Annotated in this window: 13 protein-coding genes; 7 read left to right on the forward strand and 6 right to left on the reverse strand. The window is 68.1% G+C overall.

The window, feature by feature from the left end; genetic code table 11:
• Window positions 1-4 precede the first annotated feature (4 nt).
• From G369_RS0114525 to G369_RS0114535, 3 genes are all read right to left on the reverse strand, one after another.
• The gene (locus G369_RS0114525; protein ID WP_019654729.1) at window positions 5-526 is read right to left on the reverse strand and encodes a hypothetical protein; all 522 of its coding nucleotides are present in this window, start codon (window positions 524-526) and stop codon (window positions 5-7) included.
• Window positions 523-2073 (reverse strand): TRAP transporter large permease, encoded by a 1551-nt coding sequence (locus tag G369_RS0114530; protein WP_019654730.1) that lies wholly within the window; start codon window positions 2071-2073, stop codon window positions 523-525. The genes G369_RS0114525 and G369_RS0114530 overlap by 4 nt, the downstream gene beginning before the upstream one ends.
• 61 nt (window positions 2074-2134) lie before the next feature.
• Window positions 2135-2674 carry a TRAP transporter small permease subunit gene (locus G369_RS0114535; RefSeq protein ID WP_019654731.1) on the reverse strand — a complete coding sequence of 180 codons (540 nt, stop codon included), beginning with the start codon at window positions 2672-2674 and terminating at the stop codon, window positions 2135-2137.
• 184 nt (window positions 2675-2858) lie between these two features.
• Between G369_RS0114535 and G369_RS0114540 the strand changes: the two genes are divergently transcribed.
• On the forward strand, window positions 2859-4160 hold the full coding sequence (locus tag G369_RS0114540; RefSeq protein WP_019654732.1) for an SUMF1/EgtB/PvdO family nonheme iron enzyme: 1302 nt from the start codon (window positions 2859-2861) through the stop codon (window positions 4158-4160).
• A gap of 18 nt (window positions 4161-4178) precedes the next feature.
• On the opposite strand, the gene G369_RS0114545 is transcribed toward G369_RS0114540, so the two are convergent.
• Together G369_RS0114545 and aptA are read right to left on the reverse strand one after the other, a co-directional pair.
• Window positions 4179-5621, reverse strand: coding sequence for an MFS transporter (locus tag G369_RS0114545; protein WP_019654733.1), 1443 nt, complete (start codon window positions 5619-5621; stop codon window positions 4179-4181).
• 109 nt (window positions 5622-5730) lie between these two features.
• On the reverse strand, window positions 5731-7086 hold the full coding sequence (gene aptA, locus G369_RS0114550) for an omega-aminotransferase AptA (protein ID WP_019654734.1): 1356 nt from the start codon (window positions 7084-7086) through the stop codon (window positions 5731-5733).
• A gap of 106 nt (window positions 7087-7192) precedes the next feature.
• On the opposite strand from aptA, the gene G369_RS0114555 reads away from it, so the two are divergent.
• Window positions 7193-8152 (forward strand): LysR family transcriptional regulator, encoded by a 960-nt coding sequence (locus tag G369_RS0114555; RefSeq protein ID WP_019654735.1) that lies wholly within the window; start codon window positions 7193-7195, stop codon window positions 8150-8152.
• Between the two features lie 18 nt (window positions 8153-8170).
• Here the strand turns inward: G369_RS0114555 and G369_RS0114560 are convergent, their stop codons facing one another.
• On the reverse strand, window positions 8171-8935 hold the full coding sequence (locus G369_RS0114560; protein ID WP_019654736.1) for a FadR/GntR family transcriptional regulator: 765 nt from the start codon (window positions 8933-8935) through the stop codon (window positions 8171-8173).
• 349 nt (window positions 8936-9284) lie between these two features.
• Here G369_RS0114560 and G369_RS0114565 point away from each other — a divergent pair, with 349 nt between their 5' ends.
• From G369_RS0114565 to G369_RS0114585, 5 genes are all read left to right on the forward strand, one after another.
• Window positions 9285-10490 (forward strand): ABC transporter substrate-binding protein, encoded by a 1206-nt coding sequence (locus G369_RS0114565; RefSeq protein ID WP_019654737.1) that lies wholly within the window; start codon window positions 9285-9287, stop codon window positions 10488-10490.
• A 127-nt stretch (window positions 10491-10617) separates the two neighbouring features.
• The gene (locus G369_RS0114570; protein WP_019654738.1) at window positions 10618-11478 is read left to right on the forward strand and encodes a branched-chain amino acid ABC transporter permease; all 861 of its coding nucleotides are present in this window, start codon (window positions 10618-10620) and stop codon (window positions 11476-11478) included.
• A 178-nt stretch (window positions 11479-11656) separates the two neighbouring features.
• Window positions 11657-12634, forward strand: coding sequence for a branched-chain amino acid ABC transporter permease (locus G369_RS0114575; RefSeq protein WP_026346378.1), 978 nt, complete (start codon window positions 11657-11659; stop codon window positions 12632-12634).
• Window positions 12631-13398 (forward strand): ABC transporter ATP-binding protein, encoded by a 768-nt coding sequence (locus tag G369_RS0114580; protein WP_019654740.1) that lies wholly within the window; start codon window positions 12631-12633, stop codon window positions 13396-13398. Before G369_RS0114575 ends, G369_RS0114580 begins: the two co-directional genes overlap by 4 nt.
• Complete coding sequence (locus G369_RS0114585) at window positions 13395-14114, forward strand: ABC transporter ATP-binding protein (protein ID WP_019654741.1); 720 nt, start codon at window positions 13395-13397, stop codon at window positions 14112-14114. Before G369_RS0114580 ends, G369_RS0114585 begins: the two co-directional genes overlap by 4 nt.
• Window positions 14115-14123: the final 9 nt, after the last annotated feature.

The following is a 14123-nucleotide window of genomic DNA, read 5'->3' on the forward strand; positions in this document are numbered from 1 at the left end:
TTCGCTACGCCTGCGGCGGCGCGGGCGATATCGTCCGCTTCGCCACCTGCTCGCCGAAGGCGACGAGCACGGCCGCGTCGGCCGAGTGGAACCAGGTCATGCCGCCGAATCGCCGGCGCACCAGCAGGCGCGGCGCGATCACGCGTTCGAGCATGCGGATGTGCACCAGCTTGAGCTGCGCCACGTCCTGCGCGCTCACGCGCTTGTCCCAGAGCCAGGTCTGCACCAGCACGTCGCCTTCGAGCCGGGTGCGGCTGTAGACGATCCAGTAGCCGACCCACACCACGCAAAGCGCCGCAATGCCCATCACCACCAGCGCGCTGGTCGACCAGTCGGCCGAGCGCAGCGAGGGCAGGCTCCAGATGCCGAATGCGAAGAGATCGATGACCAGCACCACCGCCAGCGTGCGCAGCAGCGGCGGGAAGGCGGGGCTTTCGATGATGGCCCTGGCCGTGTCGCCGCCAGGGCTTCGGTCGTCGTCTTGTTGTTGTCGTTCTTCAGCGGGGCCGTGGGCTTGGTCGCTCACGGCTTGGTGGCTTCGCCGGAGGCCGGCGGCGCATCGGTGGACGGTGGCGGCGTGGAGGACTCGTCCTTCTTCTCGTTGCCGAAGGGGTCTTCCATGTTCACGCCGTTGCTGTCGGGCGAGGTGGGCTGCTCTTCCACCGGCATGTCGAGGTTGACCTTGTCGATGTCGACGACCTTTTCCTTCTCGAGGAACACGGTGACCGTCTGCGGGAAGAAGATCACGATGGCCACCAGCAGCAGCTGCATCGCCACCCACGGCACGGCGCCCAGGTAGATGTCGCGCGACTCCACCTTCTTGGGCAGCGCCCCGTTCTTGAAGAGCGTGTCCGCGATGCCCCGCAAGTAGAAGAGCGCGAAGCCGAAGGGCGGGTGCATGAACGAGGTCTGCATGTTCACGCACAGCAGCACGCCGAACCACACCATGTCGATGCCCAGCTTGTGGGCCACCGGGCCCAGCAGCGGCAGGATGATGAAGGCGATCTCGAAGAAGTCGAGGAAGAACGCGAGGAAGAACACGAAGATGTTCACCGCGATCAGGAAGCCGACCTGCCCGCCGGGCAGGCCCGAGAGCATGTGCTCGATCCACTTGGCGCCGTCCACGCCCTGGAACACCAGCGAGAACACGCGCGAGCCGATCAGGATGAACACCACCATGGCCGTCAGGCGCATCGTGCCTTCCATGGCGTCCTTCAGCAGCTGCCAATTCAGGCGGCGGTGGACCAGCGCCAGGATCAGTGCGCCCACCGCGCCCATGGCGCCGGCTTCGGTCGGAGTGGCGATGGCCTTGTCCATGAAGGGCAGGCCGCCCATCGAGCCGAGCACCGCGAAGATCAGGATGGCCGAGGGAATGATGCCGCGCAGGCACTTGCCCCACAGCGCCCAGCCGTTGAGCGTGCGCGCGCTGGCCGGCAGGCCCGGCACGTAGCTCGGGTAGATGCGCCCGATCAGGAAGGTGTAGATCGCGAAGATCAGCACCTGCAGGATCGACGGGCCCCATGCGCCCTTGTACATCTGGCCCACGTCGGTGCCGAGCTGGTCGGCCATGACGATCAGCACCAGCGATGGCGGCACCAGCTGCGTGATGGTGCCCGAGGCCGCCAGCACGCCGGTGGAATAGCGCATGTTGTAGCCGTAGCGCATCATGATCGGCAGCGAGATCATCGCCATCGCGATCACCTGGCCGGCCACCGTGCCGGTGATGGCGCCGAGGATGAAGCCCACGATGATCACCGAGTAGCCGAGGCCGCCGCGCACCGGGCCGAAGAGCTGGCCCATGGAGTCGAGCATGTCCTCGGCCAGCCCGCATTTCTCGAGCACCGCCCCCATCAATGTGAAGAACGGAATGGCGAGCAGCGTTTCGTTGGAGAGGATGCCGAAGACGTTCAGCGGCAGGTTGGCCATGAAGCCGGCCGGGAACCAGCCCATCTCGATGGCGAAGAAGCCGCAGATCAGGCCGAGGGCCGAGAGCGAGAACGCGACCGGGAAGCCGATCAGCATGATCACCACGAGCCCCGCGAACATGATCGGGGCGAAATTTTCCATGTGCATTTCTACTTGTCCTGCGGTGCGGGAGAGGGCGATGGCATGAGGGCGCGGAGAATTGCGCCCGTCACTGCACCGGCTTCTCGTAGTGCGTGTCCATCTCGATCAGGCCGCGCAGGTAGGCGATGCGCTTGATGATTTCCGAGACGCCCTGCAGGAACATCGCGCCGAAGCCCACCGGCATCAGCAGCGCCGCGGGCCAGCGGATGAGGCCGCCGATGTTGCCCGACATCTCGCCCGTGACCCACATGTTCCAGAAGAAGGGCCAGGTCAGGTAAGCGAAGAGGCCCATCACCGGCAGCAGGAAGAAGATGAGCCCGAAGAGGTCGACGTAGACCGGGCCGTAGCCCTTGAGCTTGCCGTAGATGATGTCCACGCGCACGTGCTCGTTGAAGCGCAGCACCACGGGGGCGCCCAGCATCACGGTGGCGGCGAAGAGATACCACTGGATCTCGAGCCAGGCGTTGCTGCTGAAGTCGAGGCCGTAGCGGATGAGGGCGTTGCCCGCGGAGATGAGCGATGCCGCCAGGACGGCGTAGCCGGCGATCTTGCCGAGTTTTTCGCTGATCCAGTCCATGCCGGTCGCGAACTTGAGGAATGCAGACAAGAGGGTGTCTCCCACGAATCCCGATGATGGAGCGCCGGCCCCTGGTGGGGGCTGCGCAAAGCCCGCGATGTTACCCCCGTGAACCTTTGTATTGACTCGCAACAAGGGGCGGGGTTTTCCCGGAATGCGGGCCTGGCGGCAGGCCGCGAAAGCCCGTCCGGCGCGGCGGTCGCCATAATCGTCCATGTCCTCGCGCCTTCCGCCTTCCACGCCCTCGGGCGCCGCCGGCCAGCCCCATTCGATCGATTCGCCCGACATGTGCAGGGCCGGGCGGGAGCTTCTTTCGCTGGCGCTGATCGACGCGCGCAACCACACGCTGCACCTCCTCTCGCTCTACGAACAGGCCCTGGGCGCCCAGGCGCTGGCCCAGCCGCCCGGCGCGGACGAGGAGGGCGTGGTGCCCGCCGCCTGGCTGGCCGGCCACATCGGCTGGTTCGCCGAATGGTGGATCGGGCGCAACACCCAGCGAGCCTTCGGCGCCGACTGCCCGATGCGGCCGACGCGGCTGGCGCCCATCGACCCCGGCGCGGACGATTGGTGGAACCCTGCCCATTCCGGCCCCGGCCGCCGCTGGCCGCCCGACCTGCCGGACCTCGCCCAGACCAAGGCCTACCTGCTCGAGACGCTGGAAAGCACGTTGGAGCTGCTCGACAACGCCGCCGAGACCGACGCCGGCCTGTACTTCTATCGCCTCGCGCTCTTCCATGAGGACATGCGCGGCGAGCAGTTCGTGGTGATGGCGCAGACGATGGGCCTGCCCCTGGGCGTCGAGCAGGCGCCCATCGCCGTCACGCGCGAGCCGCTGCTGCTGCCGGCCACGCGCTGGGAGCTGGGCATGCCCGACAGCGGCTTCGCCTTCGCGCAGGAGCGTGCTGCGCACCGCCTGGACGTGCCCGAATTCGAGATCGACGCCCAGCCCGTCACCTGGAACCAGTACGTCGAGTTCGTCGAGGACGGCGGCTACGACCGCGAGGAGCTCTGGCACGGCGAAGGATGGCGCTGGCTCAACGCGCAGATCGAGGGCCGGCGCGGGCCGCGCCATGTCGAGCAGATCGGCGCGGCGCGCAACGGCACCGGCGGCTCGGTGCTGCAGCAGCGCTTCGGCGCCACCGTGCGCGCGGCCGGGCACCACAGCGCCGTGCACCTGAGCTGGTGGGAGGCCGACGCCTGGGCGCGCTGGGCCGGCCGGCGACTGGCGACCGAGGTCGAATGGGAGATCGCCGCGCACACGGCGTCGCGGCGCGGCTTCCGCTGGGCCGACGTGCACGAGTGGACCTCGGGCACGCTGGAGCCCTGGCCCGGCTACCGGGCCGATCCATGGAGCGCGGGCACCGAGTTCGATCCGGCCGCCGCCTTCGGAAGGGCGCGCGTGCTGCGCGGCGCATCTTTCGCGACACGTGCGCGCCTGCGCTCGCCGCGCCGCCGCGGCTTCGCGCTGCCGGATCGCGACGACGGCTTCTTCGGCTTCAGGACCTGCGCGCTCTGACCTGACGGGCGCAGGCGCTCAGCGCTCGCTGCCTTCCTCGGAGGCCAGGGGCGGCGCCACCTCCTCGAGCGGCTTGCGTTCCGCATCGGCCGCATGTCGCAGCGCCAGCAGCCCCGCCACGATGACCAGCCCGGCGCCGATGCTGTAGCCCACCATCACCGCGCCGCGGCTGCCCGTCTCGATCAGCAGGCCGAACAGCAGCGGCGCCGCGAAGCCGCCCGCGCCCATGCCGATCGCATAGAAGATCGCGATGGCGAGCGCGCGCATCTCCAGCGGAAACACCTCGCTCACCGTGAGGTACGCCGAGCTCGCCGCGGCCGATGCCAGGAAGAACACCGCCGACCAGCACAGCGCCTGACCGCGTGCGTCGAGCCAGCCCTGCATGAAGGCCCAGCCGGTGAGCGCGAGGCCGATGCCCGCGAGCACATAGGTCAGCGCGATCATCCGGCGCCGGCCCACGGTGTCGAACAGCGGCCCCAGCAGCAGCGGCCCCAGCACGTTGCCCAGCGCGAACGGAAAGATGTAGAGCGCAACGTTGCCCTCGGGCACGCCGTAGAACCGGGTGAGTACCAGCGCGTAGGTGAAGAAGATCGCGTTGTAGAAGAAGGCCTGGGAAATCATCAGCGCCAGCGCGACCACGCTGCGCTGCGGATAGCGCTTGAACAGCACGCGCGCCACCTGGCGCATCGGCGGGCTCTCGGGACGCGCGGCGGTGTAGTTCACGACGAAGTCCCGCGGGGCCGGCAGCGGGCCGTGCTGCGCCTCGACCTCCGCCTCGATGCGCTCGACGATGCGCCGCGCCTCGTCGGCGCGCCCGTGCGCGACCAGCCACCGCGGGCTCTCGGGCACGTGGCGCCGCACCAGCAGGATGGCCACCGCCAGCACGGCACCCAGTGCGAAGCCTGCGCGCCAGCCCCACACCGGGCCGACCACGCGCGCGTCGAGCAGGACGAGGCTGAGCGCCGCGCCCAGCGCCGCACCGATCCAGAAGCTGCCGTTGATCGCGAGGTTCACGCGCCCGCGCACGCGAGCCGGAATCAGCTCGTCGATGGCCGAGTTGATGGCCGCGTACTCACCGCCGATGCCCAGCCCGGTGACGAAGCGGCACAGCGCGAAGAAGGCGAAGTTCGGCGAGAAGGCCGTCGCCAGCGTGCCGACCGTGTAGACGGCGAGGGTGATGAGAAAGAGCTTCTTGCGCCCGAGCCGGTCGGTCATGCGCCCGAAGAGCAGGGCGCCGAGCACCGCGCCCGCGACGTACACCGACCCCGACAGCCCGATCTCCCCGGCCGTGAGCCCCAGCGTGTCGGGCCGCTCCAGCACTGCGCCGATGGAGCCCACCAGCGTGACCTCGAGCCCGTCGAGCACCCAGGCCACGCCCAGCGCGATCACCACGCGCCAGTGCCAGCGCGACCATGGAAGTCGGTCGAGGCGGGCGGGGATGTCTGTCTGCAGCGTGGTCATCGGCGGCCCGACAGATTCTGGGAACCTGCGGGCCGCCGGGGTGTAGGACCGCGCCGCTCGCGCGGCGACGCCTGCTGCCCCTGAAGGGGGCTGAAAGGGCGCTGAAGGATCAGGCCGTCTCGGCCAGCGCGTCGGCCAGCGCGTTCACCAGGCGGTCGATCTCGGCCTTCTCTGCGATGAAGGGCGGGGCGAGCTGAATGGTGTCGCCGCCGTAGCGCACGTAGAAGCCCTTCTTCCAGCAGTTCATCGCGATCTCGTACGGGCGGCGCGCTGGCTCGCCGGGCAGGGCCGCGATGGTCAGGCCGGCGGCCAGGCCGTAGTTGCGGATGTCGGTCACGTGCTTGCTGCCCTTGAGGCTGTGCACCGCGTTCTCGAAGTGCGGCGCGAGCGCCTGCACGCGGCCGATCATGTCTTCCTTCTTCAGCACGTCGAGCGCGGCGATGCCGGCGGCGCAGGCCACCGGGTGCGCGCTGTAGGTGTAGCCGTGCGGGAACTCGAGCATGTAGTCGGGGCCGCCCGCAGCCATGAAGGTGTCGTAGATGTCCTTGCTCGCGACCACCGCGCCCATCGGCTGCGCGCCGTTGGTGATCTGCTTGGCGATGTTCATGATGTCGGGCGTCACGCCGAAGGCTTCTGCGCCGGTGAGCGCGCCGCAGCGGCCGAAGCCGGTGATGACCTCGTCGAAGATCAGCAGGATGTTGTTGGCGGTGCAGATCTCGCGAAGGCGCTTCAGGTAGCCCTTGGGCGGGATCACCACGCCGGCCGAGCCCGCGAAGGGTTCGACGATCACGGCCGCGATGTTCGACGCGTCGTGCAGCGCGATGATGTCCAGCAGGCGGTCGGCCAGCTCCACGCCGTTGTCGGCCATGCCGCGCGTGAAGGCATTGGAGGCGAGCTGCGTGTGCGGCAGGTGGTCGGCCTCCACGCCCTGGCCGAAGAGCTTGCGGTTGGCCGCGATGCCGCCGACCGAGATGCCGCCGTAGTTGACGCCGTGGTAGCCCTTCTCGCGGCCGATCAGGCGGGTCTTGCTGGCCTGACCCTTGGTACGCCAGTAGGCGCGCGCCAGCTTCAGCGAGGTGTCGGCAGCTTCCGAGCCCGAGCCGGTGAAGAAGACGTAGTCGAGGCCGGCGGGCGTCATCTCCTTGATCTTGTTGGCCAGCTCGAAGGACAGCGGATGGCCGAACTGGAAGGCCGGCGAGTAGTCGAGCTTCGCGATCTGGCGGCTCACCGCCTCGGTGATCTCGGGGCGGCCGTGGCCCAGGCCCGAGCACCACAGGCCCGAGAGGCCGTCGAAGATCTTGCGGCCGTCGGCGTCGGTGAAGTAGGCGCCCTTGGCCTCCACGATGAGCCTCGGATCGGCCTTGAAGTTGCGGTTGCCGGTGTAGGGCATCCAGTGCGCTTCGAGCCAGGCGGCGTCGGTGCGCACGGCGGACGTCGGTTCGATGGCGGGCGTGGCGATGGTCATGGCGTTTCCCGCGCGCGGCGGGCTCCGGAGGTGATGGAATGCGCCGATTGTTCGCAAGCCGTTCAGTGTGGAGAATGGCGCAATATCAATGTTCACTTGACGTTTCATGCAAGTAAAGGCGAAAGCCCGGAATGGTGCCTCCGGCACCCGCAACCGCGCCGTCCTGGGGCAGCTCAGCGACATGGACCTGCGCCTGCTCAAGGTGTTCAAGAGCGTGGTCGACTGCGGCGGCATGGCGGCCGCCGAGCTGGAGCTGAACATCGGCACTTCCACCGTGAGCCGCCACGTGAAGGACCTGGAAACGCGCCTCGGCCTCGTGCTGTGCCGGCGGGGCAGGGCGGGCTTCGCGCTCACCGCCGAGGGGCAGCGCGTGTACGACGAGACGCTGCGCCTGCTGGCCTCGGTCGACGCCTTCCGCGGCAGCATCGACGACATCCACAACCGCATGGGCGGCCAGCTCGACGTGGCGCTGTTCGACAAGACGGCCACCAACCCGCAGGCGCGCATCGGCGAGGCGATCGCGCGTTTCACCGAGATCGCGCCCGAGGTGCGGCTGGCCGTGCACGTGGGCTCGATCAACGCCATCGAGCAGGGCGTGCTGGAGGGCAACTTCCAGATCGGCATCATCCCGGCGCACCGCGCCTCCAAGAGCCTGGTGTATGCCGACCTGTTCGACGAGACCATGCTGCTGTACTGCGGCGCGGGGCATCCGCTCTTCGGCGTGCGCCACGACAAGCTCACCTGGGCCAGGCTGCGCGAGCACCATTTCGCGGGGCTGGGCTACCACTCGCCCAACATGGAACTGAGCCACCGCGCGAAGCTGTCGCGCATGGCCACGGGCTTCGACCAGGAGGCGATCGCGACGCTGATTCTTTCGGGGCGCTTCCTGGGCTTCCTGCCCGACCACTACGCGCAGGTGTTCGAGGCGCGCGGGCTCATGAAGGCGGTGCTGCCGGCGCGCTTCAACTACGCGTGCCGCTTCGTGAGCCTGCTGCGGCGTTCGCCGAAGCCGTCGCGGGCGGTGCTGGCGTTCCAGGAATGCCTGGAGCAGGCGCACCGGAAGTAGATGAGGTAGCGGGGGAAGTCAGCGCTGCCCGCTCGGCAGCAGCAGGTGTTTGGCGCCGATGTGCGCCTCCATCTCGTGCATGTGCTGCTCGGCGTCGACCATGTGCTCGGCCATCAGCCGGCGCACCTCTGCGGCGTCTTCCCTGCGGTAGGCCGCCAGCAGCTGCGTGTGGTAGTCGACGTTGGCCTCGCCGAAGTGGTGGTGGTCGAGCGCCTTCTTGTAGACCACGAGGTCGCGCAGCAGGTCGTTGAGGAAGCGGCACATGAAGGAGAGCACCGGATTGGGGCAGCTCTCCGCCAGCATGGTGTGGAAGGCCAGTTCGGCCTCGCGCTGGATGCGCAGCTCGTCCTCGCTGGTCGGCTCGACCGTGCACAGCCGCACGTTCTCTTCCAGCTTCTCGAACTGCTCCGGCGTCAGCCGGCCCACCACGCTCACCGCCAGCTCGGGCTCCAGCGCCTTGCGCAGCTGGTAGATGTGGTGGCCGTCGAGATGGTGGAAGTGCAGGAAGTTGCGCAGCGGCTCCGAGGCATGCTCCACCGACACCTGCTGCAGGTAGGCACCGCCGCCGGGGCCGGTGCGGATGGAGATCAGGCCGCGCACCTCCAGCGCCTTGAGCGCCTCGCGCACGGTGCTCTTCGAATAGCCGAAGAGCTCGATCAGTTCCTTCTCGTTCGGCAGCCGGTCGCCGGGCTGCTTGCGCTCCGCCACGATCCATCGCTTGACGTCTTCGACGATGACGTCAGAGAGCTTCTGCCGCTTAGGACGGTTCTGCCCCACTTTCATTCGCTCACCCCCAGGCTTCGCGCACTTCGTGTCGCTTCGCCCACCCCCTCGCCGGGGGCAATGCCAGCGGCCCGGCAAAGCCGGTTCCGCGGCATTTCACGATCAGATGGAGACGAATTCATGCGTTCGGAGCGACGGAAAAACAGAAGGTGACCTGTAAGCAGGTATTGGGCCCCAAGGGGAGGGCAGCAGATTTTGGCACGGCTGTTGCTAGCGGGTTTTTACCAGCATATTAATCCTATTTATCCGCTTAAATTTGCCGACGATCGCGAGCAACTCGTTTGCCACCTCCTTCCCCCTTCCTTCTTCTTCCTTCTTCTTTTTTCTTCCCACCACGACCGGAGAACTCATGCAACGCAGACAACTTCTTCAGCTGGCCGCCCTGTCGGCTGCCCCCGCCTCGCTCCTGGGCGGCCGCGCCGCCTTCGCCCAGTCGGCAGACGCGATCCGATTCGGCTGCCCGGTGCCGATGTCGGGCGCCTTCGCGGCCAACGGCAAGTTCGCCGACCTTGGCATGAAGCTGGCGATCGAGCAGTACGGCAGCGTGCTGAAGCGCCCGCTGGCCTACACGGTGCTCGACACCGAAGGCAAGCCGGCCACCGCCGTGCGCAAGGTGCAGGAAGCCTCGCAGCAGCAGGGCGCGAAGTTCTTCGCGGGCGGCATCCTGTCGTCGGAAGCGCTGGCCATGGGCAAGGAGGCCGAGAAGGCCGGCGGCCTCTTCATCACCACCGCGGGCGCCGACGAGATCACAGGCAAGGACTGCAACCCCGCCACCTTCCGCTGGTCGGTGCCCACCTTCGGTGCGATCGAGCAGACGGTGCGCCCGCTGATCGCCTCCATGCCGAAGGCCAAGCGCTGGTACACGATCACGCCGCAGTACGTGTTTGGCGACGGCCTGCTGAGCGCCGCCAAGAACATCTTCCAGGAGAAGGGCATCGAGCACGTGGGCAACAGCTACCACTCGCTCAACGAGAAGGAGTTCAGCGGCTACCTCACCAACGCCATGGCCGCCAAGCCCGACGTGCTGCTGCTGCTGAATTTCGGCGCGCAGTCGTCGGCCGCGCTGCGCCAGGCGGTGAGCTTCGGCATGCACAAGAACATGACGATCCTCATGGCCTGGGCCTCGGGGCTCGAACAGTTCGACGAGCTGGGCGCCGACCTGTGCGACGGCGTCTATTTCGGCGCGCAGTACTGGCACACGGCCGACACGCCGCTCAACAAGGACCTCGTTAAGCGCACCGCCGACAAGCTCAAGATCGTGCCCAACTACAGCCTCGCCGGCTCGTACATCTGCACCAAGATCCTGATCGACGGCATCGTGAAGGCCGGCTCGGTGGACCAGAAGGCGGTGATCGCCGCGCTCGAAGGCATGAAGTTCGACGGCCTCACCGGCAGCGAGGAGATCCGCAAGGCCGACCACCAGGTCATCAAGGACTACTACCTGCTCAAGGGCAAGGCCAAGTCGAAGATGAAGGACGCGGCGGACTACGTCGACGTGGTCAGCTCGGGCAAGTCCTTCCTCGCCGTGGACAAGACAGGCTGCAAGCTGGGCTGACCCCCAGGCTTCCACTTCGTGTGGCCGCCAACCCCCTTGCAGGGAGCGACACCTGCGGCCCGGCGAAGCCGGCTCCGCGGTGTTCCCGAAAGGGAGCGTGCCTGAGCGTCTGCCATTACCTACACCTATGTCCGTCTACCTGCTACAGACCATCAACGGAATCGGCATCGGCATGCTGTATTTCCTGCTGGCGGTCGGCCTGTCCATCGTGTTCGGCCTGCTGCGCTTCGTGAACTTCGCGCACGGTGCCTTCTACCTGCTGGGCGCCTACCTCTGCTTCCAGGCCCTTCAGTGGGGCATGAACTTCTGGCTGGCGCTGCTGCTGGTGCCGCTATTCGTGGGCGCGCTGGGCTGGCTGGCCGAGAAGCTGCTGCTGCGCCGCGTGTACGCCAAGGCGCACGAGTTCCACATCCTCGTGACGGTGGGCCTCGCGCTCGCGGTGCAGGAGATGGTGATCGTGTTCTGGGGCCCGCTGGGCAACAGCGTCGCCACGCCCGACCTGCTGCAGGGCGTGGTCATGTGGGGCTCGTTCGTCTATCCGAAGTACCGGCTCTTCGTGATCGGCTTCACCGCCGTGCTCGCGGTGCTGCTGTGGTGGGTGCTCGAGGGCACGCGCCTGGGCAGCGCGGTGCGCGCGGGCAGCGAGTCGACCGAGATGGTGTCGCTGCTCGGCATCAACGTGTTCCGCGTGTTCAGCCTGGTGTTCGCGCTCGGCGCGGCCACGGCGGCGCTGGCCGGTGTGCTGGCCGCGCCCATCCGCGGCGCCGAGCCCTTCATGGGCGTCGAGGCGCTGGCCGTGGCCTTCGTGGTCGTGGTGATCGGCGGGCTCGGCAGCTTCGGCGGTGCACTCGTGGGCGGCCTGCTGATCGGCATCGTGCAGAGCCTCATGAGCACCATCTGGCCGCCGGGCGCGAGCCTGATGATCTACATCGCGATGGCGGCCGTGCTGCTGCTGCGCCCCCACGGCCTGCTCGGCCGAAGCGTATGAGCCACCCCGACTTTCGCTCACTTCGTGTGGCTCGCATCCCCCTCGAGGGGCGCACCCGGCGGCCCGGCAGAGCCGGTTCCGCGGGTGCCTGTGAACGGACCCGTTCCCGGCCGCGCATCGCTCTGTCCGTTTCGGGGCCGATGCGCCGGAACATGAACCATTGAAGGAGGGATCCATCGTGTCCCGCAATACCACTTTCCTCTTGGCGCTCATCGCGGTGCTCGGCCTGCCGCTGGTGCTGAGCTCGGGTTCGCTCGCGAGCGAGGTGCTGATCTACGCGCTGGCCGCGCTGGGCTGCAACCTGCTGCTGGGCTATACCGGGCTGCTCTCCTTCGGGCAGGGCATCTTCTTCGGGCTGGGCAGCTACACCATCGCCATCCTGCTCACGCGGCTGAGCCTGCCGATGCCGCTAGCGCTGCTCGCCGCCGTGGCGATGGGCGCACTGGGCGCGGCGGTGGTGGGCTGGGTTGCCATCCGGCAGCGCGGCACCTACTTCGTGATGCTCACGCTGGCCTTCGCGCAGATGTTCTATTTCATCGCCTACACCGCCACCGGCCTCACCGGCGGCGACAACGGCCTGCTCGACGTGCCGCGCCCCGGCTTCATGGACACGCCCTGGAAGTACTACGCCTTCGTGGCCGTGGTGTTCCTCGTCGCCTTCGGCCTGCTGCTGCGCGTGACCGACTCGGTCTTCGGCCGCACGCTGCTGGCGATCCGCGACAACGAGGACCGCGCCGCCGCCGTGGGCTACGACCTCAAGCGCTTCAAGCTGCTGGCCTTCGTGATCTCGGGCGCCGTCACCGGCCTCGCGGGCGGGTTGCACGCCATGATGACCGGCATCGCTCCGCTGTCGAACGCCGAGTACCACACGAGCGAGATGATCCTCGTCATCACCGTGATCGGCGGCACCGGCAACCTGTTCGCCTCGGTGCTGGGCTCGGCGTTCTACGTCCTGCTGGCCGACTGGCTCTCCACGCTGTGGCCGCGCTGGCTGCTGCTGCTGGGGCTGCTGCTGATCGGCGTGAGCATCGGCATGCAGCGCGGGCTCTGGGGGCTGGGCGAGAGTGCCTGGAAGCGCATCTTCCGCAGGTCACCGGCGGCCCCGGCCCCGCCTGCCACAGCTGTCTCGCCTGCCGCGGAAGGAGAAAAAGCATGAGCGACGTTCTCATCGAAGCCGTCGGCGTCACCAAGCACTACGGCAAGTTCGCGGCGCTCGGCGGGGTCGACCTGAAGATCCGGCGCAACACGGTGCACTCGGTGATCGGCCCCAACGGCGCGGGCAAGACCACGCTGTTCCACATGCTCACCGGCACCGGCATGACCACCGGCGGACGCATCCTGTTCGACGGCCATGACGTCACGCGCGAGCCCGACCACAAGCGCGTGCAGCGCGGCATGGCGCGCTCGTTCCAGGTCACGGCGCTGTTCGCGAGCCTTGCGGTGCGCGAGAACCTGCGCGTGGCGGCCCAGGGCGTGTCGCCGCGGCAGGCCATGAACTGCTGGCGCGCGCCGGTCGGCGAACTGGCCTGCACCCGGATCGTCGACGAGGTGCTGCAGCGCATCGGGCTGGAGCGGCTGGCGGACACGCCGGCCGGCGAACTCTCGCACGGCCAGCAGCGCCGGCTCGAGGTTGGCATGGCGCTTGCGGCGAGGCCGAAGGCGATCTTCCTCGACGAGCCGACATCGGGCATGGGCATCGACGACCTGGACGACATGAAGCAGCTGATCCGCGGCCTGCGCGACGCGCACACCGTGGTTCTCATCGAGCACAACATGAACATCGTGATGGACATCTCCGACACTGTCACCGTGATGCAGCTGGGCCGCGTGCTGGCCGAGGGGCTTCCGGGCGACATCCGGGCCGATGCGCGCGTGCGCAGCGCCTACCTGGGCAACATGATCACCGGAGGCAAGGCATGAGCGGTGCCCGCGACAACATTCTCGAAGTCGAGAAGCTGCACGCCCACTACGGCAAGAGCCACGTGCTGCAGGGCGTGTCGATGACCGTGGGCGAGGCCGAGCTGGTCACGCTGCTTGGGCGCAACGGCGCGGGCAAGTCGACCACGCTCAAGAGCATCGCCGGGGCGGTCACGCCCACCAGCGGGCGGGTGCGCTTCCAGGGTGCGGACATCGCCGGCATGCCGGCGCACCGCATCGCCACGCGCGGCGTGTGCCTGGTGCCCGAGCACCGCGGCATCTTCAAGCTGCTGACGGTGGAAGAGAACCTGCTGCTCGGCCTGCGGCGCCAGTCGCCCTGGCAGCTGGACGACATCTACCGGATCTTCCCGCGCCTGAAGGAGCGCCGGCGCAACGGCGGCGGGCAGCTCTCGGGCGGCGAGCAGCAGATGCTGGCGATCGGCCGGGCGCTGATGAACCATCCGCGCCTGCTGATCCTCGACGAGCCGGTCGAGGGCCTGGCGCCCGTGATCGTCGAGGAGATCGTCGCGCAGCTCAAGACCATCAAGGCCGCGGGCGTGGCGATCCTGCTGGTCGAGCAGAACCTCGAGGTCTGCGTGCAGCTGGCCGACCGCCACTACATCGTGGAGCAGGGCGTGATCGTGCACGAGGCCGGCAATGCCGACTTCATGGCCGACCATGAAGTCAAGGACCGCTACCTGGGCGTGGGCCTCGCCTGAGCGCCCTCC

This window comes from Variovorax atrisoli 110B (assembly GCF_000382045.1).
In the GTDB taxonomy this organism is placed as follows: domain Bacteria; phylum Pseudomonadota; class Gammaproteobacteria; order Burkholderiales; family Burkholderiaceae_C; genus Variovorax; species Variovorax atrisoli.